Annotated in this window: 17 protein-coding genes and 1 pseudogene; 7 read left to right on the top strand and 11 right to left on the bottom strand. The window is 44.7% G+C overall.

What is annotated here, in order from left to right; genetic code table 11:
- Nucleotides 1-23: 23 nt before the first annotated feature.
- The 4 genes and pseudogenes from ccmD to ccmA all read right to left on the bottom strand — a co-directional run bounded on the left by ccmD (nt 24) and on the right by ccmA (nt 2,604).
- Nucleotides 24-221, bottom strand: coding sequence for a heme exporter protein CcmD (gene ccmD, locus BAE46_RS14995; RefSeq protein ID WP_238528945.1), 198 nt, complete (start codon nt 219-221; stop codon nt 24-26).
- Nucleotides 222-350: 129 nt separating this feature from the next.
- A pseudogene (gene ccmC / locus BAE46_RS05800) lies at nt 351-1,082 on the bottom strand (heme ABC transporter permease CcmC); the annotation flags it as partial.
- Complete coding sequence (ccmB, locus tag BAE46_RS05795) at nt 1,082-1,843, bottom strand: heme exporter protein CcmB (protein WP_006004670.1); 762 nt, start codon at nt 1,841-1,843, stop codon at nt 1,082-1,084. The pseudogene ccmC and the gene ccmB, both read right to left, overlap by 1 nt.
- On the bottom strand, nt 1,837-2,604 hold the full coding sequence (gene ccmA, locus BAE46_RS05790; RefSeq protein ID WP_006004669.1) for a cytochrome c biogenesis heme-transporting ATPase CcmA: 768 nt from the start codon (nt 2,602-2,604) through the stop codon (nt 1,837-1,839). Before ccmA ends, ccmB begins: the two co-directional genes overlap by 7 nt.
- A gap of 229 nt (nt 2,605-2,833) precedes the next feature.
- Between ccmA and BAE46_RS05785 the strand changes: the two genes are divergently transcribed.
- A complete protein-coding gene (locus BAE46_RS05785; RefSeq protein WP_006004667.1) occupies nt 2,834-3,469 on the top strand; it encodes a rhomboid family intramembrane serine protease in 636 nt (211 codons plus the stop codon).
- Between the two features lie 207 nt (nt 3,470-3,676).
- Here BAE46_RS05785 and recA read toward each other — a convergent pair whose 3' ends face one another.
- On the bottom strand, nt 3,677-4,747 hold the full coding sequence (recA, locus tag BAE46_RS05780) for a recombinase RecA (protein ID WP_040520510.1): 1,071 nt from the start codon (nt 4,745-4,747) through the stop codon (nt 3,677-3,679).
- Between the two features lie 314 nt (nt 4,748-5,061).
- Nucleotides 5,062-5,565 (bottom strand): CinA family protein, encoded by a 504-nt coding sequence (locus tag BAE46_RS05775; RefSeq protein WP_006004663.1) that lies wholly within the window; start codon nt 5,563-5,565, stop codon nt 5,062-5,064.
- A gap of 265 nt (nt 5,566-5,830) precedes the next feature.
- Here BAE46_RS05775 and mutS point away from each other — a divergent pair, with 265 nt between their 5' ends.
- On the top strand, nt 5,831-8,539 hold the full coding sequence (gene mutS, locus BAE46_RS05770; protein WP_006004659.1) for a DNA mismatch repair protein MutS: 2,709 nt from the start codon (nt 5,831-5,833) through the stop codon (nt 8,537-8,539).
- A 239-nt stretch (nt 8,540-8,778) separates the two neighbouring features.
- On the opposite strand, the gene BAE46_RS05765 is transcribed toward mutS, so the two are convergent.
- Nucleotides 8,779-9,069, bottom strand: coding sequence for a GIY-YIG nuclease family protein (locus BAE46_RS05765; protein WP_070111946.1), 291 nt, complete (start codon nt 9,067-9,069; stop codon nt 8,779-8,781).
- Between the two features lie 480 nt (nt 9,070-9,549).
- Here BAE46_RS05765 and BAE46_RS05760 point away from each other — a divergent pair, with 480 nt between their 5' ends.
- From BAE46_RS05760 to BAE46_RS05745, 4 genes are read left to right on the top strand one after another with little or no spacing between them, the layout of a single operon-like run.
- Nucleotides 9,550-11,181, top strand: coding sequence for a CTP synthase (locus BAE46_RS05760; protein WP_006004655.1), 1,632 nt, complete (start codon nt 9,550-9,552; stop codon nt 11,179-11,181).
- A 26-nt stretch (nt 11,182-11,207) separates the two neighbouring features.
- Nucleotides 11,208-12,503: a phosphopyruvate hydratase gene (eno, locus tag BAE46_RS05755; protein ID WP_006004653.1), complete on the top strand. Its 1,296-nt coding sequence runs from the start codon at nt 11,208-11,210 to the stop codon at nt 12,501-12,503.
- A 6-nt stretch (nt 12,504-12,509) separates the two neighbouring features.
- Nucleotides 12,510-13,142 carry a hypothetical protein gene (locus BAE46_RS05750; protein ID WP_006004651.1) on the top strand — a complete coding sequence of 211 codons (633 nt, stop codon included), beginning with the start codon at nt 12,510-12,512 and terminating at the stop codon, nt 13,140-13,142.
- Between the two features lie 38 nt (nt 13,143-13,180).
- Nucleotides 13,181-15,232 carry an ABC transporter transmembrane domain-containing protein gene (locus BAE46_RS05745; RefSeq protein ID WP_070111945.1) on the top strand — a complete coding sequence of 684 codons (2,052 nt, stop codon included), beginning with the start codon at nt 13,181-13,183 and terminating at the stop codon, nt 15,230-15,232.
- Nucleotides 15,233-15,263: 31 nt separating this feature from the next.
- On the opposite strand, the gene BAE46_RS05740 is transcribed toward BAE46_RS05745, so the two are convergent.
- Together BAE46_RS05740 and BAE46_RS05735 are read right to left on the bottom strand one after the other, a co-directional pair.
- Nucleotides 15,264-16,280, bottom strand: a complete 1,017-nt coding sequence (locus BAE46_RS05740; RefSeq protein ID WP_070111944.1) for an NAD-dependent epimerase — start codon at nt 16,278-16,280, stop codon at nt 15,264-15,266.
- Between the two features lie 386 nt (nt 16,281-16,666).
- Nucleotides 16,667-17,293, bottom strand: coding sequence for a cation diffusion facilitator family transporter (locus BAE46_RS05735; RefSeq protein ID WP_006004644.1), 627 nt, complete (start codon nt 17,291-17,293; stop codon nt 16,667-16,669).
- Nucleotides 17,294-17,363: 70 nt separating this feature from the next.
- On the opposite strand from BAE46_RS05735, the gene BAE46_RS05730 reads away from it, so the two are divergent.
- Nucleotides 17,364-17,753 carry a MerR family transcriptional regulator gene (locus BAE46_RS05730; RefSeq protein WP_070111943.1) on the top strand — a complete coding sequence of 130 codons (390 nt, stop codon included), beginning with the start codon at nt 17,364-17,366 and terminating at the stop codon, nt 17,751-17,753.
- A 79-nt stretch (nt 17,754-17,832) separates the two neighbouring features.
- Here BAE46_RS05730 and BAE46_RS05725 read toward each other — a convergent pair whose 3' ends face one another.
- Together BAE46_RS05725 and BAE46_RS05720 are read right to left on the bottom strand one after the other, a co-directional pair.
- Nucleotides 17,833-18,474 carry a deoxynucleoside kinase gene (locus BAE46_RS05725; RefSeq protein WP_006004639.1) on the bottom strand — a complete coding sequence of 214 codons (642 nt, stop codon included), beginning with the start codon at nt 18,472-18,474 and terminating at the stop codon, nt 17,833-17,835.
- 174 nt (nt 18,475-18,648) lie between these two features.
- The gene (locus BAE46_RS05720) at nt 18,649-21,039 is read right to left on the bottom strand and encodes a heavy metal translocating P-type ATPase (protein WP_070111942.1); all 2,391 of its coding nucleotides are present in this window, start codon (nt 21,037-21,039) and stop codon (nt 18,649-18,651) included.
- Between the last annotated feature and the right edge of the window lie 26 nt (nt 21,040-21,065).

Below are 21,065 nucleotides of genomic sequence, written 5' to 3'. Positions count from 1 at the left end.
CGATAAATAAGTAAATAAACGGCTTATGAACTATTTGCAACGGCCTCTTTTTTCGCGGCTTTTGCGGCACGGGCTCTCATGATACGTTCCACGCGCGTTTTTTGTTTTCTTGTTTCGCTAATAATGGTTTTTCTGTCAAGCACGCTTAACACCAGTAAAATAAACAAGGCTACAAAACTGACTACAAAGCTTAGCCATACAAAAAAGCCCCTGCCGCCCATGTCTATAAATGCGGCCAGACTGTCAAACTTCACGCCTTGCTGCACCATGAAAAATGCGCCAATGGTAAATAATACTGCGGCAACCGCCCACCACACAGGGCGAATAAATGGCTTGCCGCTTGCTTGTTCAGCGTCTAATACTTGCAAAACCCAAGGCCGGTGTGAATCACGTTTTATTAACTCGTTTTTCATGCGAATAAGCGTCACTGTGCCGATATAACCCGCCATGCCTATCATAGCAATTACCAAAGGTATTGCCATGTCGGCTGGCATAGACGGCTTGGCTAACTTACTAATTGTTGCAGGCTGATGCAGCGTGTTCCACCACTCCACCGAGTACTTAATAATAGGAATGTTAATGACCCCAACCATGGCCATTATCGCAGAGGCTTTAGCGCCTTGTTGCTTGTCATCAAATGACACATACAGCGCAATAACACCCAAATATAAAAATAGCAAAATAAGCTGAGACGTTAGCCTAGCGTCCCAAATCCAATAAGTGCCCCAGGTAGGCTTACCCCAAACGGCGCCGGTAAACAGTGAAATAAAACATACCACCGCGCCAATGGGCGCTAGGGCAAGCATGGTCGTAAAAGCACTTCGCCACTGCCATACAACGCCTACAAACGCGGCGGTTGCCATGGCCATGTACGCCGTTAAGGACAGCGATGAACTTGGCACATGAATGTAAATAATACGGTAAACGTCAAACTGTTGGTAATCGGTGGGCGCGAACACCAGACCCCACACAGTGCCTAATGGCAAGCATACCAGCAATACCACAACAAAAAACGGCATGAAAAAATTACACGCGCCGTAGGCTTTTTCAGGTTGTGCGAATGAGTTAATCCACTTCCACATTAGTTTTGGCTGACCTTTAATGAATATGCGATAACCGCTGGCGCTGTTGCCAACGTAAATAATAACATGGCCCCTATAATACCAAGGAGCGCACCAATAGGTAAGTTCATTGATGCGTATTCTATTGCCGATGTGGCAAAAATTAGTAACGGTATAAACAGCGGTATTAGCAGCAGTGCAACCAGCACGCCAGAGCGCTGTAAGCCAACGGTTAAGGCCACCCCAATAGCGCCTACTAAACTAATTATCGGCGTACCTAACAAAAGCGTAAATATGAGCGTTAGGTACATGGTATTGGTCATGTTTAAAAACAGTGCCAGCAGTGGCGATATAAGCAACAAAGGCACGATATTGACTAACCAATGCGTAATAACCTTTACCAACACCACCATGTAAAGCGGGGTTGGCGACATTATCATTTGCTCTAAACTGCCGTTTGCATAGTCGTCCCGAAAGAGACGGTCAAGCCCCATTAGCAATGACAATATAGCTGCTACCCATACCACCGCGCCGCTCACTAACTGCAGCGTTTGCGGATTAGGGCCCATCGCCAGCGGAAACAAGGTAATCACCATTATAAAGAACATTAATGGCTGCATTAGTTCCGCACGTTGACGGTACGCAAGCGCAAAATCTCTTTTCGCTACCGCCTTTAAGGCGGATAAAACGCTCGGATTAGCTGCCGCGCGACTTTGCGTGTCTGCCGTTTTAATCTTTGCTGTAAGGTGCGAATTACTTGATGAATCTAATGCCATTACCAAGCAAACTCTAAGTCAAACAAGGTTTTGTGGTGATCTATGCTTGTGGCTTGATGTGAAGTCATAATTACTGCACCGCTGACACTGCTGTCGTCTAGTAGTTTCGTTTTTGCCTTATTTGTTTTTGCACTATTTGTTTTTGCACTATCCGTTTCTGCACTTACTTCAAGCTTATTTGTCGCACCTTGCTTTAAAAAATTTTCTATATGTCGCTCTAATAAACTCACCGTAGCCACATCAAGCGCGGTGAAAGGCTCATCGAGCACCCATAAATTCGCGCTTTTATTAAGCCACAGTTTGGCCAAAGCTACCCTTCGCTGTTGTCCTGCTGATAAATGCTTAAGCGGTAAATCCTCTAAACCATCAAGCCCAAGTAGTGAAAGTACGTCAAATATTTCGTTGGTATCGCAACAGGGTGCGCCAATTAAGTCCATATAAAACTGCAAATTTTCAACAGGGCTTAGCAAGCCACTTAAACCTAGCTTATGTCCTATATATACAATGTTGGCAGTCGCAATGTTAATGTCTTTTTTTATTACATGGCCATTAATTGACACATGCCCCGTGTTAGGAGAGCTTAAGCCAACCAGTATGCGAAGTAAGCTGGTTTTGCCAGCACCATTTTCACCTGTTAACAATACGAGCTCACCGCTACTAATAGAAAAATCGATATCTTGAAACAAAATTCTGTCTTGTTTCTCACAGCTTAATTGCTGAGCGGCTAAAATTGGCAATTGACTTTCTCGTATGTCTTTAAAACCCATAAATTATAGCACAAACTTAGCGGCTAAAGCATTATTTAGCGGGCGAAAACGGTGATTACATGATCGGAAATATCGTGTAAATTAATCGGTTCCGCTATAAGAATGAAACGCTGGGTATAAGATTGCGTAATACTGGTAATTAATATTGCATACTGGTGGCTTAGCTTTTATTCTGAGCGCGTCGTTTCTTGTGAGTACAACTCACTGCATTTTAAAGGATCTTTGAAACATGCCATCTTTACCCAAAGGCTGCCCGGTCACACTTACAATAATGGCAGCCAACATTTTATTTTTTGCAGGACAGTTCGCCACACAAGACATGTTAACCAATATGGGCTTACTTTACGGCCCGCTAGTACAAGACGGGCAGTACTGGCGCATGATAAGTTCAGGTTTTTTACACGGTAGTATTTTGCATATCGCGTTTAATATGTACCTGCTATATATGCTGGGTCCGCAGCTAGAATCTGCTTTGGGCAGTGTACGATTCAGCTTGATGTATTTTGGTGCATTAATAGGCGGTACACTTGCAGTACTTAGCTTTGGATTTATGCAGCCTACCTTAGGCGCATCGGGCGCTGTGCTTGGTTTAGCCGGTGCGATGTTTATAACCTTGTGGGGACGCGGTATAAGCCCTACAAAGTCACCGGTATTTGGGCTGGTAGTGCTTAATTTAGGATTACCTTTATTAATACCCGGCATATCCTTTTGGGGACATTTTGGTGGTGTAGTAGCAGGCGGTGCACTGGCGTACGTAATGGTATGGTTGCCTGAACATAGCCGCACCCGCAGAGGGGGCAAGAACATTACGCAAGGAGGCGCCGTTGTGTTGGTGTTAACAGTAGCGTGCTTTGCTGTTTTGTAGGCACAAAAAACCCCGTTAAATTCATTGAATCTAACGGGGTAAAGGCCAATCACGCTAATAAAACGGAGGTGATATAGCCTAAGAGCAACTTTCAGTGACCTGCTAAGGTCTTTTTACTATCTAGGTCAACACTGCCGTGCTGCAAGACATCGAGCACCAAGGTATTAAGCGCCTTGGTGACAAGTGTCTACTTAATGAACCACTACATTAGTTTGGTGCTTTTGCCTGCTTGGCAGCTTTTGGCGCCTTTGACTCTGCGACTGCTTCAGCGTCATCTGCAGGTTTTGCCTTGGGCATTAATAGCTCAGCACGAATTTTAGCTTCAATTTCTTCTGCCATCGATACATGTTCTTTCAAGTACTTCACCACGTTAGCCTTACCTTGACCAATGCGCTCACCGTTATAGCTGTACCACGCGCCTGCTTTTTCAACCAGCTTTTGGCTAACGCCTAAATCGATTAGTTCAGCTTCTTTAGAAATGCCCGAGCCGTACATAATTTGGAACTCGGCTTGTTTAAAGGGCGGCGCCACTTTGTTTTTGACCACCTTCACTCGGGTTTCATTGCCTACTACCTCGTCACCGTCTTTAACTGCGCCAATGCGGCGGATATCTAAACGAACAGATGCATAGAACTTGAGGGCATTACCGCCGGTTGTCGTTTCAGGGTTACCAAACATTACACCAATTTTCATACGAATTTGGTTAATGAAAATAACCATGGTATTTGAACGTTTAATATTAGCGGTAAGTTTACGTAAAGCCTGCGACATTAATCGCGCCTGAAGCCCTACGTGCGACGCGCCCATGTCGCCTTCAATTTCAGCGCGCGGGGTAAGTGCAGCCACCGAGTCAATAACAACCACGTCAACCGCTGCTGATCGTACTAGCATATCGACTATTTCTAAAGCTTGCTCGCCGGTGTCGGGCTGTGACACTAACAACTCATCTATGTTTACGCCTAGCTTTTTTGCATAAATTGGGTCTAAAGCATGCTCTGCATCGACAAATGCGCAGGTTTTACCTTTTTTCTGTGCTTCGGCAATAACCTGTAGGGTTAAGGTTGTTTTACCCGACGACTCTGGTCCGTAAATTTCAACAACACGGCCGCATGGCAAACCGCCTATGCCTAAGGCGATATCGATAGTGAGTGAGCCTGTTGATATTGACTCAATATCAAGTGCTTGGTTGTCGCCTAAGCGCATAATAGCGCCCTTGCCGAACTGCTTTTCAATTTGCCCTAAAGCTGCGGTTAGCGCTTGGTTCTTTTTGTCGCTCACAATAGATATCCTTTTAACGTCTGGTTTGATCTTATGTTCGGCTTGCGTAATGTAGGGTGATTCAGCTATGTAGAATAGGCTATGTAAGCGCGATAAATATAAGCTTGTAAAACCATGCATGCAATCATTTATATCGCAAGTATACTGTATAATCATACAGTTTCAATAATTTATTTAAGTTATTTAGTAACTAACTGTTTTTTCAGCCATTAAACACAATTACAGCCCTAAAAAGGTAAAATGTATAAAAGTAGCAAACTGCTTACGTATAAGCAGCTAGTAATACCGTTATATGGTAACAGACTCAATATGGTTTAGTCTGCTAGGCATTGGACCAGTTTTTTAAGCGCAAGTACGATTGCCTGCTCTCGCACTTGAGAACGATCTCCGGTGAAGCGTCGATTAAAGCTATAGGTGGTTTTGATGCCACTGCCTGCTATTGCAAACCACACAAGACCAACGGGTTTGTCTTCACTGCCGCCGCCAGGACCCGCCACGCCGCTAATTGATATGCACAAATCAGCCTTAGCAAGCGCCGCGCCTTTCTCTGCCATTTGAATAACCACCTGCTGCGAGACAGCGCCAAATGAGTCTATTACATCTGCGTCTACGCCAACTAGCGAATGCTTAGCATCATTAGAGTAGGTTACCCACGCTTGATTGAACCACTGTGAGGAGCCAGCAATCTCGGTGATTGCGCTAGCAACCCCGCCGCCAGTGCACGATTCTACGGAAGCGACTGTGGCATTTTTGGCGAGTAATAATTCACCCAGCGTGGTCGCAAGTTCTTTTTTTTGATTTATCGTAAAGTTAATCAAGGCTACATCTTTTTAGTTGCTCATAATTCTCATAGAATACACGTAATGATCACAAAGGCCCATAATCGCGGGTACAAATTTATTATATGCTGAGTCACCAATTACCACCCTAAGTGGTAGTAATAATCAGTATTCGCTAAGAAAAGTGCTTATCTATGGTCATTAAGACTCACCATGGTTAAACTGCCAGTGGCGTTTTAAAATAAAGTAAATATCGCGTCGTCCTCTTACATTTTCGCCACACATTAAAAAGATAATAATAAATATGTCTAACAAACCTGAAAATACGCCAATGATGACCCAGTATCTTAAAATAAAAGCTGAGCACCCCGAACAGCTGCTATTTTATAGAATGGGCGATTTTTATGAGCTTTTTTTTGACGACGCGAAAAAAGCCTCTCAGCTACTGAATATTTCGCTTACCGCTAGAGGCAAAGCCAATGGCGACCCAATTCCTATGGCCGGTGTACCTTATCACGCCGCTGAAAATTACTTAGCTAAACTGGTTAAGATGGGCCTTTCGGTCGCTATTTGCGAACAAGTGGGCGATCCGGCCACCTCCAAAGGACCGGTTGATCGCAAAGTTGTGCGTATTCTGACCCCAGGCACTATTACAGATGAAGCGTTGTTAGACGAGCGTAGTGAATCGGTCTTAGCGGCGGTTTGCGCGAGCAAAAAAAAACGACACAGTGCTAATAGTGTAAACAGTGGCGAAAACAACACAAGTCATACCTTTGGCATTGCCTACATAGAGCTTGCATCTGGGCGTTTTAACTTTCTTGACTGCCAGTCTGAGCAAGCTTTACAGGCTAATTTAGCGCGTATAAAGCCCACTGAACTACTTTATCCAGAAGGTGCCAGTTTTGTGCACCTTTTAAACAACATAAATGGCAAAAGAAAAAGACCCGAGTGGGAATTTGATCACCAAACCGCTATTAGTAAACTTAATCAACAGTTTGACACCCACAACCTAGACGGTTTTGGCATAAACACCAAGGCGGTGGGAATTCGCAGCGCAGGCTGTGTTCTACAATATATTAATGAAACTCAGCGTACTTCGCTTGTGCACATAAGCGCCATTCATCAAGAGTCACTTACCGACAGTTTATTGATGGACGCTGCCACTCAGCAAAACTTAGAGCTTACGCGCACCTTGTCTGGCAGCACGCAGCATACTTTGTTAGCGGCGATTGACCATACTTCTACTAACATGGGCTCGCGTTTACTGCAGCGTTATTTACACAGGCCCACCACTAGCCACCACGAGATAGCCCATCGCCATAGCCTTATAAACAGCCTGTTAGGTGAAGATTTAGAAGAATTTCAAGACGTTTTAAAGCAGATAGGCGACGTAGAGCGAATTTTAGCAAGAGTAGCATTAAGAAGTGCAAGGCCAAGAGACTTTGCTCGCCTGTCAATTGCGCTATCGAGCCTGCCGAATCTGCAGCATTTATTACAAGGCTTAGTGACTGATTCTGTAAGTCATTTGCCAGATGGACATTCAAAAGATGATTCAGGTGAAGCATCGAATCAACACATCAAGCTATACAAAACCCACATTAGCGAATACCCCCAGCTCGCTTTGTTACTTGAACAAGCGATAATAGACAACCCGCCCGTTGTACTAAGAGACGGCGGTGTTATAAGACCTGGCTTCAACGAAGAGCTTGACCATTTACGCGATTTAGCCGACGGCGCAACCGACTACCTACACCAGTTAGAGGCCCGCGAACGAGAGCGCACGGGCATCAGTACACTCAAAGTTAACTACAATAAAGTGCATGGTTTTTATATAGAGGTAAGTCGTGCTAACAGCGCTCAGGTACCCGCTGATTATATAAGAAGACAAACGCTCAAAAACAATGAGCGCTATATTATTCCAGAACTAAAAGATCATGAAGACAAAGTCCTGACCAGCCAAAGCCGGGCCCTCGCCTTAGAAAAACGCCTATATGAAGATTTATTCGACGTTATTATTCCGCAGCTTTCAAGTTTGCTAAACAGCGCAGCCCACATTGCTAAGCTTGACGTAATGACAAACTTTGCTCACTGCGCCAACAGCCTGCATTTATATCAGCCTGAACTGGTCAAGGAAAATACTCTTTCTTACAATAACGGTCGCCATTTAGTGGTAGAAAAAGTGATGCAGGCCCCGTTTATTGCCAACCCTATTTACATGGACAATAAACGCCGCATGTTAATGGTGACGGGCCCCAACATGGGCGGGAAATCGACCTATATGCGCCAAACCGCGCTTATCGTGATCTTGGCCTACATAGGCTGCTTTGTGCCAGCGACCGAGGCCAAAATAGGCCCTATCGATCAAATATTCACCCGCATAGGCGCCGCCGACGACCTTGCCTCTGGCCGCTCTACCTTCATGGTAGAAATGACTGAAACCGCCAACATTATGCACAATGCCACATCTAACAGCCTAGTGCTTATGGATGAAATAGGCCGTGGCACTAGCACCTTCGACGGCTTATCTCTTGCCTGGGCCTGCGCCCAAGAGCTTGCTGAAAAAACCAAAAGCTTCACCTTATTCGCCACGCACTATTTTGAATTAACTGAACTTGCCGAGCTATTTTCAACCGTGGAAAACGTGCATGTTACCGCGCTTGAATACGGCGAAGATATTAAGTTTATGCATACCATTGAACAAGGCGCCGCCAGCGGTAGCTTTGGTATTCAAGTGGCGAAGCTGGCGGGTGTGCCAAAAGCGGTGATAGATTTAGCTAAGCAAAAGCTCGAGCAGCTTGAAGACAATGAGCCCTTAAGCTCACCTAAACGGCCCAAAAAGAAACAGGCAAAAAACAGTAGCGAAGCAGACGCCAATAGACAACTTAGTATTTTGCTAGACGAGCCACATTGGCTAGAAACCGCCCTTACCGCATTAGATTTAGACTCCCTTAGCCCACGCGAAAGCCAAGCGATGCTGTATCAATTGAAAGCTCGTTTGAATGAGGATAAGTAACATCCTCGCGTCATCTAGGTTTGAAACATCCACCGCATCATCCTTGCAAAGGCAAGGACCCCCCAAACATCCACCGCGTCATCTAGGTTTGAAACATCCACCGCGTCACCCTTGCAAAGGCAAGGACCCCCCAAACATCCACCGCGTCATCTAGGTTTGAAACATCCACCGCGTCACCCTTGCGAAGGCAAGGACCCCCAAACATCCACCGCGTCATCCTTGCGAAGGCAAGGACACCCTCAACACATCAAATCAAAATACAACTCTTTCCAACAAGGATTCATCTCATTAATAAGCCGGTTTTTCCAATCTCTTTTCCATACTTTCAACCGTTTTTCACGAGTAATGGCGCTTTCCATATCTTCAAACTGTTCAAAATATACAAGCTTGTCAACGTTATACTGCGCAGTAAAGCCCTTGAATAATTTGATTTTATGTTGATAAATACGCTGGACCAAATTACTGGTCACGCCAATGTATAGGGTTGTATTGTGGCGGTTTGTTGTGATGTAAACACATGGTTGTTTCATTATTGAATTCCTTTTCAATTGAGCAGTGAAAATATACTATTCAGAGTATATTGACAAGGATGGTTTTTAGTTTAAGTGTGGTGTTTCGGTGGTTCTTGCTGTCGCAAGAATGACGGCCTTCGTAAGGATGACGTTGTGTATGTTACAAATATGGAGGAGGATCCCTTTTTGATTTCACCTTGCTTATGGCGACTTTAGGTCGATTGCTACTTTTTTCTTCAAACAAAACTTGCTTTGATGAACTGCTAGATGCACCATTTATAAGAATACTGCCCCAAATTTTGACTTACTAAACAGTGTAAATGTAGGTATACTACTTATCCAACAAGGGCGGTATTCTAACTGTCTCAAATAAGTGTTTTGCACTGGCTTTTCAAATACATACTTTAATGGGCAATAGCGTGTAAACGCGACTATTTATACCTTTTAATATGGCCAGTAAGCCCAGCACTCTTCATAAATCTGATTGTTAGGAAGAAGATGACAAATTATATTTTCGTCACCGGTGGCGTTGTTTCATCGCTAGGTAAAGGGATTGCTGCAGCGTCTCTGGCCGCTATTTTAGAAGCGCGCGGCCTAAACGTTACCATGTTAAAACTCGACCCTTACATAAACGTTGATCCAGGCACTATGAGCCCTATTCAACACGGCGAGGTATTTGTTACCGACGACGGCGCCGAGACCGACCTTGACCTAGGTCACTACGAGCGCTTCATTCGCACCCGCATGACACGCCGCAATAACTTCACCACCGGCCGCATATATGAAGAAGTGATTAAACGCGAACGCAGAGGCGATTATTTAGGCGCCACCATTCAGGTTATTCCGCACATTACCAACGAAATTAAACGCCGTATAATAGCGGGCGCTGAAGGCTACGATATTGCCATTGTTGAAATCGGCGGCACCGTGGGTGATATTGAATCGCAGCCTTTTATTGAAGCTATACGCCAGCTTGGCGTTGAACGCGGTCGCGATCACACCCTATTTATGCATTTAACCTTGGTGCCGTATTTAGCCGCGTCGGGGGAAACCAAAACAAAGCCGACTCAACACTCAGTAAAAGAATTACGCTCGGTAGGCATTCAGCCCGACATTTTGGTGTGCCGCTCGGAGGTTCCCCTTATGAACAACGAGCGTAGCAAAATTGCACTATTTACTAATGTAGTCGAAAAGGCGGTTATTTCACTGCGCGACGCCAGCAGTATTTACCGCATCCCCGCCGCGTTAAAAGCACAAGGTATGGACGAAATTGTGGTTAAACGCTTTGGCTACGACTGCCCCGAGGCTGACTTAAGCGAATGGGAACAGGTATTATACGCTGAATCAAACCCAGTAGATGAAGTTAATATAGGCATGGTCGGCAAATACGTTGCCCTACCCGACGCCTACAAATCGGTAAACGAAGCCTTAAAGCACGCAGGTCTTAAAAACCGCCTTACCGTGAATATAAAATACATCGACTCGCAAGATCTTGAAAGCAAAGGCGCTGAAATTCTGACTAACTTAGACGCCATATTAGTACCGGGCGGATTTGGCGAACGCGGCATTGAAGGCAAAATAACCGCCGCACATTATGCGCGCACCAACAACGTGCCCTACTTAGGAATATGCTTAGGCCTGCAGGTTGCGTACATTGAATATGCACGCAACGTGGCCGGTATGGAAGACGCTAACAGCACTGAGTTTGACCACGACACACCCTTCCCTGTTATCGGTCTAATTACCGAGTGGCTTGACGCCGACGGCAGCAGAGAGGTCAGAGATATTACCACCGATTTGGGCGGCACAATGCGTCTAGGCAGTCAGCTTTGTCATCTTGTTGAAGGTTCAAAAGTGGCAAAAGTGTATGGCGCGACCCAAATTCATGAACGCCATCGTCACCGCTATGAAGTAAACAACAACTTACGCGGCGAAATTGAAAAGGCCGGCCTTGTTGTGAGCGGTTTATCTAACGACAAAGCACTTGTAGAAGTCATTGAATTAGAAGATCATCCGTTTTACATTGCCGGTCAGTTTCACCCAGAGTTTAATTCAACACCGCGCGACGGGCACCCGCTATTCACCGGATTTGTAGCCGCCGCGGGTAAATATAAAAAAGAAAATCATTAATTAGCTAAGCTATAAAAGGAAATTCCATGGCCAAAATTAGCCGAATCGTTGGACGCGAAATATTAGACTCTAGAGGCAACCCCACCGTAGAAGCCGACGTACATTTAGACTGCGGCGCTATGGGCCGCGCCGCTGCCCCTTCTGGTGCGTCAACCGGTTCACGCGAGGCACTTGAGCTGCGCGACGGTGACAAAGCACGCTACTTGGGCAAAGGCGTACTAAAAGCAGTCAGCGCCATAAATGATAAAATTGCCAAAGCAGTTATAGGCCTAGACGCTGGCGATCAAGCCAAAGTAGATCACACTATGATTGACTTAGACGGCACTGAGAACAAAGAAGTACTGGGTGCAAATGCAATCTTAGCGGTTTCATTGGCGGTCGCAAAAGCACAAGCCATTAGCATGGGTAAGCCTTTATATGCGCACATTGCCGATATTAACGGCACGCCTGGCCAGTATTCAATGCCGGTGCCCATGATGAATATTATAAACGGCGGCGAGCATGCCGATAATAACGTAGATATTCAAGAGTTTATGGTGCAACCCGTAGGCGCTAAAAGCTTCAAAGAAGCCTTAAGAATGGGCGCCGAAATTTTCCATAGCTTGAAAAAACTGTTAAATGAAAAAGGCTTAAGCACCGCGGTTGGTGATGAAGGCGGTTTTGCACCTAACCTCACTTCTAACGCCCAAGCGCTTTCTATTATTGTGACCGCGGTTGAAAACGCTGGCTATAAAATGAATGAAGACATAACGCTAGCGCTAGACTGCGCTGCCTCTGAGTTTTATAAAGATGGCAAATATGTGCTAGGCGGGGAAGGCAAATCTTTCGACTCGAACGGCTTTAGCGATTACTTAGCCGACCTCACCACAAGCTACCCCATACTCTCGATAGAAGATGGTTTAGATGAAAGTGACTGGGACGGCTGGGCATATTTAACCAAAATATTAGGCGACAAAGCACAGCTAGTAGGCGATGATTTATTCGTCACCAACACCAAAATATTAAAGCGCGGCATAGACAACGGCGTTGGCAATAGCATACTGATTAAATTCAATCAAATAGGCTCGTTAACCGAAACCTTAAACGCCATTAAAATGGCCAAAGACGCTGGTTTCACCGTAGTTATTTCACACAGAAGCGGCGAAACTGAAGACGCCACCATTGCCGATTTAGCAGTAGGTACATCGGCCGGCCAAATTAAAACAGGCTCGCTGTGTCGTTCAGACCGCGTGGCTAAATATAACCAGCTATTGCGCATTGAAGAAGAGCTAGGCGAAAAGGCCGTTTACAACGGACGCAGCGAGATTAAAGGGCAGCACTAAATATAAATGGCAGTTAACGACAGCACGCATCAAGAGACTATTTTTTCGCTATCGGCAAAGTACCCAAACTTTGCCGAGCTTAGCAATGCCTTGTATGAGCGTGAACTGCAGGTCTTGGCTAACAGCACAATAAGCGATCCTAGCTTACTAAAACGAAAGCTAAAAGGCTTAAGTCATCATATTAGAAACGCCACCATGCATTTGCTGAACGGCAAAGCCCCTATTTCGGTAGATGTGCACAACGGAAGCTGGCAGTCGAAGCAAAGTAGCAAATGCCCTTTGAGTTCACAAACACCAGATCGCACGCTAACATGGTATAGCCAAACCGCGAGGCTTGGTGACGTTGTGCCTATATTTGTAGAGTCTTTAGGTGTAACCCACATAGAGCTTGACTGCATTGATATTATGCAATCCGACAGGCTGCATTTAAATAAGTTTGGCTGGTTTTCTAAAAGTGGTGAGTACTTTGACATTGTGCCTAAACAAGCTAAGTATTTACTGCTCAAACCCACTAAAAACATCATCGTAGCTGCCTGCGCTGGTCACTGTTGGAATGTCAGAGGCAAAGGTATTCCGCGCGCGCTGTCTTTACGCGAACTCTTGCTATCAACAGAAGTTGATTGGAAAATCTTTAAGTAGCCCCCATATACCTGTATTAACCCGGCCGTTATTATTACTTGTTAGGAATTAATCATATTAGCACTTCACAAAGTAAAGCCACCGCTGCGCAATTAAACGCCGCAGCGCCGCGACAAACCAGCAGTTCAATCATAAAATGGCTGTTTGGTCATTTAAGGCCTTATAAAAAGCAGGTCGCTATAGCGCTAACCGCCTTAATACTGAGCTCACTGGCCTGGCTGTTGCTCGGTCAAGGTATAAAATATGTGGTTGATCAGGGCTTTATTGCCAGCAACAAAGACGCCCTTGAGCAAGCGCTCTTCATCGTGATAGGCGTTGTTGTATTTGGCAGCATTGCCACTTATTTTCGATTTTATTGGATGGTATGGCTAGGCGAGCGTGTATGCGCCGACATCAGAAAGTCACTTTTTTCACACTTAGTCACCCTTACCCCAAGCTTTTTTGAAAACACCCGCACGGGGGAGATTATTTCACGCTTTACCAGCGACACCACCTTGCTTCAATCAGTTGTAGGCACAGGTGTTTCCATGGCACTGCGCTCAATTGTCATGTTCGTGGGCGCGCTGGTGCTAATGTCTATTACCAGTTTCACCTTAACTATTTTAGTCTTTATTGCGGTGCCGCTCATGCTTATTCCTATTCGCGTATTGGGCAATAAAGTGCGAATACACAGCAAACTCAGCCAAGACAAGGTGGCCCAAGTAGGCGGTATGATAGACGAAAGCCTGCATGAAATTCATACCTTGCAGGCTTATAATCACGAACACGCCAGCAGCACTTTATTTGCCGGTAAAGTAGAAGGCGTAATGCATCAGGCCCGCAAGCGCATCCATTTTAGAGCACTGCTAATTGCCATTGTCATGGTAATTAGCATGACCGCTATTTTCATCGTCGCCTACATGGGCGCACTGATGGTTATTGATGAAAAGATTAGCGCCGGTGAGCTAACCGCCTTTGTATTTTACGCGGTGCTCGCAGGTGGTGCTATTGCCACAATCAGTGAGGTTATTGGCGAACTGCAAAAGGCCGCCGGGGCCTCAGAGCGTATTATTGAGCTTATGCAGGAAATGCCTGCTATTAAAGAAGTTTCAAGGGCTGTGCTAAGCGAAATAAACCCTCAAGACAGGAGCGAAGTAGCGCTTTCAATCAGTAACATAGACTTTACTTATCCGGGGGCTAGCATCGAACTGCTTACCCCAAAAGAAGAGAAACAATCACGGTTTTCGAAAATGCGTGGCAAGAAAAATACGCCATCACAGAGTCATCAAACGCCAAGCTCATCAGCAAGCCAAAATTCACAAGTTCAATCAACGAACACGCTATCATCTTCGAAAACTGCGGCACTTGCTAAGTCGAATAACAAGGGTGAATTTGAAGAAGGAACTAACGCAAACGCTCAAAAACCAAACAGCAAAGTTATTAATAATGTAAGCTTTGACGTTGCCAGCGGCAAACGCGTTGCCATTGTTGGTCACAGCGGCGCTGGTAAATCGACCTTGTTTGAACTGCTGCTTAGATTCTACGACGTCGACAATGGTGAAATTCAGCTATTCGGCCAGCCAATTAAACAGCTTCCCCTTCACGAAGTGCGTAAACACTTTGCTTTGGTGCCGCAAGACGCGGTCATATTTGCCGGCAGCGTAAGTGAAAATATCGGCTTTTCAAATCCAAACGCCAGTGAAGACGATATTAAAGAAGCTGCCAAAATGGCCTTTGCTGACGAATTTATAGAGCAGCTCCCACAAGGCTACCACAGTGAACTGGGGGAACGCGGCGTAAAACTCAGCGGTGGACAAAAGCAGCGCATAGCCATTGCACGCGCCATCGTCGCAAACCGCCCAATTCTATTGCTCGATGAGGCCACAAGCGCACTCGATGCCAGCAGCGAACAGTTTGTGAAAAAAGCGCTTGAGCAGCTTATGCAGCAAAAAACCACGATCATTATCGCTCACAGACTATCTACGGTAGTCAATGCCGACGAAATTCTAGTATTAGACAAAGGCAATATTATCGCCCGCGGGAAGCATCATGAGCTTTATGAGGCAAGCGAAGTGTATAAAGAGTTCGTTGATTTGCAGCTTGTGGAGTAAATTCAAATGCCTCAGGGTTTACAATGTAGTCTCACACCTTATAAAAATCCTTATACCAAGCAACAAAGGCCTCAATGCCTTCATCAAGCCCAGTGCTGGGCCGATAACCTACGGCATCCACCAAAGACTCAACATCTGCGTAAGTATCTGGTACATCTCCTGGCTGCATAGGCAATAAATTCTTGACCGCGGTTTTCCCCAGCGCTTTTTCAATCGTCTCGATAAACGTTAATAAATGAACCGGTGTTTGCGCGCCAATATTATACACTCTATAGGGCGCTTTGCTGCTGCTGGCGCTGGGTGCTTTGGCGTTCCACTGCTCATTTGGCGCGGCTATGTGCATAGTGGTTTGAATAACGCCCTGCACAATGTCGTTTATATAGGTGAAATCGCGTCTGTGCTCACCGTAGTTGTAAACGTCAATAGGCTGACCTTCGCTAATGGCTTTGGTGAATTTGAACGGGGCCATATCGGGGCGACCCCAAGGTCCGTAAACGGTGAAAAAGCGCAGGCCAGTTGTGGGTAAATTATATAAGTGGCTATAGGTATGCGCCATTAGCTCATTGGCTTTTTTGCTTGCCGCGTATAATGACACAGGATGGTCTACCGCATCTTCAACCGAGAACGGCATAGACTCATTCGCGCCATACACAGAGCTGCTAGAGGCGTAGCATAAATGCTCAACCTTGTTGTGCCTGCAGCCTTCCAATATGTTTACAAAACCAACTAGGTTAGAATCTACATAGGCGTGAGGATTGGTAATTGAAAAGCGCACGCCCGCCTGCGCGGCTAAGTGAATGACATGCGTAAACAGATGCTGGGCAAACAAAGCTTCTATGGCGCTTCTATCCGCCACGTCCATTTTAATGAAGGTGAACTTAGCTGCTTTTGCATGGCTGTTAACCCAGTCGAGGCGGGCATTCTTAAGACTAGTGTCGTAATAATCGTTTATGTTGTCTATGCCAAGCACTTCAATATCCATATCTAAGAGGTGACGTGCGGTGTGGGCGCCAATAAAACCAGCGGCGCCGGTAACTAGAATCTTCATATATGCGTCTTATGTTTGTAAGTTGCGGTGAGTAATAGAACACGAAAATAACATTCAGCAAAAAAGTGCCAACAGGTATTCCCAGTGCTGACTAAATCATAAAGTAATGTTATTTTTCTTCGCCAGCGCCTTTGCAGCGGTGCTTAAGTCAAGCATAACAAATACAAACAAACGTTAGCAGATACAACACAAACCGTGTTTTTAGATAAGCATGACTTTTGCATAAATTCCTTATATACCGTGGGTAATGTAGATAACTATAGTAGCGTGTTTTAATCACTTTTGCAGGCTTACCCACCACTATTGACAAGCTAGGCACATCTTTGATAACAATCGAGCCCATAGCAACTATAGCGTCATAGCCAATATTAGCGATAATTTGACAATTAATCGCAGTACGATGGCTTAGCTTTATCCTCATCTTTAAGTATTTCTCTGGATTCTCTGACAATTTTCAAAGAGGACTTTACGATCACCAAGGCAATAACGGTGCCTATCACTAAATCGGGAATAGAGGAGTTGAACCGCAGCACCAAAGCAGCCGATATGATAACGCCCACATTGGCTATCATGTCGTTACGCGAGCAAATCCAGCTGGCGCGCATGTTGATATCACCGCTTCGATAACGATACAGCAAGATAAAGCAGAACAGGTTAACTAGAAGAGCGAGTAGCGATATCCAAAACATAATTCCCGTTTGCGGCTCACTGCCTACCACAAGGCGCACAGCCACACCAATGAGGATCAAAGCGGCGAGTAACAATTGTAAGCAGCCATTAAACAATGCCGCTTTAGCTTTATACTGAATCGCTTTACCCACAGCATATAAGCTCACCATATAAACCATAGCGTCGGCTAACATATCTAATGAGTCTGCCATTAAACCGCTAGATTGACCTATCCACCCAGCGATGAACTCCACAAAGAACATAGCGCCATTCAGCGCAAGCACAGTCCACAGTAAAGTCCGCTGTTCTTTATCTTGGGCATTAACGCCGCAGCACTCACTCAATTGCTTCTCGTTACTTTGCTATAGATTGCGTGTAGAATAAAGCTTCCAGTTACAAGAAGGTCAAGCAGAAATGAAAATAAAACAATTGGCAAGTTTTACAGGGGTAAGCGCTAAAACCATTCGCTACTACGAAGATATTGGTTTACTGCCAAAGGCGAAACGTAGTGGTAATGGGTACAGGTATTATCATGAACAAGATGTAACATCGTTAAAATTCATTCGCCGTTGCAAAGAGTTACGTATTCCACTGGCTGACATAAAGCGACTGGTTGTTGTGCAGGGCAGTGGCAACGCGCCGTGCAGGCAAGTTGATACAATAATTTTTCAGCAACTTGAGAAAATACGCGTTGCCCAATATGAATTGGAGCAGCTAGAGCGAAACTTGAAAACACTGGCGAATTGTTGTGATCATGAGCAAATTAAAGATTGTGAAATACTGAAGCATTTAAGGGCGAACTAACAGCTACCTAAATAATGAGCATATGCTTTAGTGCGGCGGCGAAGCAGATCAGACCGTGGCAAAATACATAGAGTAATAGTTAAGTTATCGCGCTCACTATTCGTCTTGCTAATGACTCAGCACAACCAAAATATGTCCAATCATGGATGATCAATGAAGTATTATACTTAGCGCATATTTGTGGCAGCATCACATCATGCATACCCGATAAAAGCGTTATGTAGTTAAGTGGTGTACCCTCTTCTTGGCTGCGCGCTCGGCTTTGCATTCTATCAAAACACACTTTCGGATCCGTGCGTAAATAAACCACAGCGGACACCAAAGGGTAATCAGTTAACCTGTCTTCAATATCATAATAGTAATCCAAATCTTTACCATCTGGTCGACAAGCCTCCATCAAATTAGCCTGACAAAATATCAAATCACTAAACAATGAACGCTCAATTATATAGTTATAATGTGTGTCTAGATCCTCACAGACCTCAGCGCGTCTTTGTGTTATGTAGCGCTGAAAGTTAATTCGCTTCTTTGGGTCTTGCGTGAAATCCAATAGCAACTTTTGGAACATTGGATCACTCTCAACCTCTTCATATAATACCTTCCACTGTTTGCCATTAGTTTGCAAATTATTCAATGAAGTCTGTAGTTTTACTAATAATGATGACTTACCAGCGCCAATGTTTCCTTCAACCGCGGCGATATGAAAATCTTGTGTGATCATGAGTATATAAGCCTTTTTTTCTTTGCCTGTATGAACGGACGTAGTCTCAATTATGGTGTCATTAGTCAACAATAAAATTGTTATGGGTAGTTTATTCCTACGAAAATCACACCGTTGGAGTGTTCATAAAAAGAAAAAATAACAGAACCCATCTTTGTCTGGTTTTGATAGTTATTAATTTATTGATTTTGTTTTTAACCGTAGTGCATTTGCAATGACAGAAACTGAGCTAAAGCTCATAGCAAGCGCTGCAATCATAGGCGATAATAGTATTCCGAAAAACGGGTATAATAATCCGGCTGCTATAGGAATACCCAGAGTATTGTAAATTAAAGCAAAAAACAGGTTCTGTTTAATGTTATACATCACGGCGTGACTTAAATTCTTAGCTTTTACAATACCCTGCAAATCTCCTTTAACCAGTGTAATCATTGCGCTCTCAATGGCAACATCAGTCCCCGTTCCCATGGCAATACCAACATCACTTTTTGCGAGTGCTGGCGCGTCGTTTATACCATCGCCAGCCATTGCCACAACCTTGCCTTGTTGCTGTAATTTTGTGACTTCTTTAAGTTTGTCTTCTGGCAACATTTCCGCTTTAAAATCAGCAAGATTGAGTTCATTGGCCACTGCCTGGGCGGTGTCGTGGTTATCGCCGGTGAGCATTATCACCGCAATGCCTTTATCTTGTAGTGCCTTAATAGCCTTAGCACTGTTTGCTTTAACTTTATCACCAATAACGACATACCCCGCTACTTCACCACTTATGGCTAAATAAGAAACGGTTTTGCCTTGTTTTTGAAAAGACTGTGCCTCGGCTTGCATGTCTGCAGAAATAGTCGCGTTTGCATACTCCATCATTTTGGCGTTTCCTAAAGCGAGTTTTTTGCCATCAACGCTTCCTTCCACTCCTTTTCCGGTTACGGCACTAAAATTTTCAGTTTTTGAAATGTCGACTTTTTGTTGCTTGCCATATTTTACGGTGGCCACAGCCAGTGGATGCTCACTGGCACTATTTAGCGATGCAATAAAATGCAGTACGTCGCTTTGGCTGAAATTTGAAGCAAATACACCTATTTTTTCAACGCTTGGTTTTCCTTGGGTAAGCGTACCTGTTTTATCGACAATAAGCATGTCTACTTTGTCTAATTTTTCAAGCGCTTCGGCATTTTTAATCAACACGCCATTTTGAGCGCCTTTACCCACACCAACCATTACCGACATAGGCGTTGCTAAGCCCAATGCGCAAGGACAGGCAATAATCAATACAGCGATAGCATTGACCAAGGCAAATACATACGCGGGCTCTGGTCCCCAAATGGCCCAAACGGCAAACGTGATGACAGAAATTATCACCACCACTGGCACGAAATATCCTGACACGCTGTCTGCTAATTTTTGAATAGGCGCGCGACTGCGACTGGCATCGTTTACCATATGTATGATTTGAGAAAGTAAGGTCTCGCTGCCCACTTTTTCGGCTTTCATTAAAAAAGATTGATTGCCATTTATAGTGCCACTGCTTACTTTATCGTCTTGTGTTTTATCGACGGGAATAGGCTCGCCTGAAATCATAGATTCATCAACGGTGGTGTTACCTTCGGTAATGACGCCGTCTACAGGAATTTTTTCACCTGGTTTAACGCGTAAAATATCGCCCTTTTGAATTTTATCGATGGCAACTTCTTCTTCAGTGCCATTGACAACACGCACGGCTTTGTTGGGTGCAATTTTCAGCAATTCTTTTACGGCTGAATTCGTTTTGCTGTGTGCTCTTGCTTCTAAAACCTGCCCCATTAATACTAAGGTAAGAATTACCGTGGCCGCTTCAAAATAGACGTGTACGGCGCCAAAGTCGGTTTTGAATTGGGCTGGGAAGAAATCTGGGAACAATATTCCGAAAACACTGAATAACCACGCCACGCTGGCGCCAATGCCAATGAGTGTGAACATGTTGAGGTTCCACGTTTTTATACTTTTATAGGCACGCTCAAAGAACATCCAAGTGGCATAAAACACAACGGGAATTGACAGTACAAACTGAACCCAATTCCACCACTTTTGTTCCATCACATCATAAAGTGGATTATTAGGGATCATCTCGCTCATCGCAATCAAGAAAATCGGTAAAGTAAACCCTAATGCTATCCAAAATTTATTTAAGAGCTTTTTATAGGTCTTCTCTTCACAAGAAGCATCTGCTTGTAAAGGCACCAAATCCATTCCGCATACCGGACAGTCGCCCTGTTTGTCATAGGTTTTATCGCCCTCACAGTGCATAGGGCAATAAAATGTGCCCGTTTCTTTTCCTTTGGGTTTTTCCTTTTTGGCTTCTGACGTTTTAGGCTCTTCTCCAAGTTTATGAATACTATACTTGCCGCCGTCCTGCTCCATCGCTTTTTGAAAGGTTTCAATGGGAATGTGAGACTTCATCTCAATAGTTGCCTGTGCTTTTTCTAAATCGACTGACGCATTGGCAACACCTCTCACTTTAGAAAGTGTTTGCGCTACGTGATCACGACAACCCTTGCAGGTCATTTTGTGTATGTGGTAGGTGTGTTTCATTTTAGTTCCTTTTTCAACAGACATAT

The sequence above is a fragment of the Glaciecola punicea genome (assembly GCF_001756615.1).
GTDB classification, from domain to species: domain Bacteria; phylum Pseudomonadota; class Gammaproteobacteria; order Enterobacterales; family Alteromonadaceae; genus Glaciecola; species Glaciecola punicea.
This window is presented reverse-complemented; position numbering and strand designations above follow the sequence as displayed.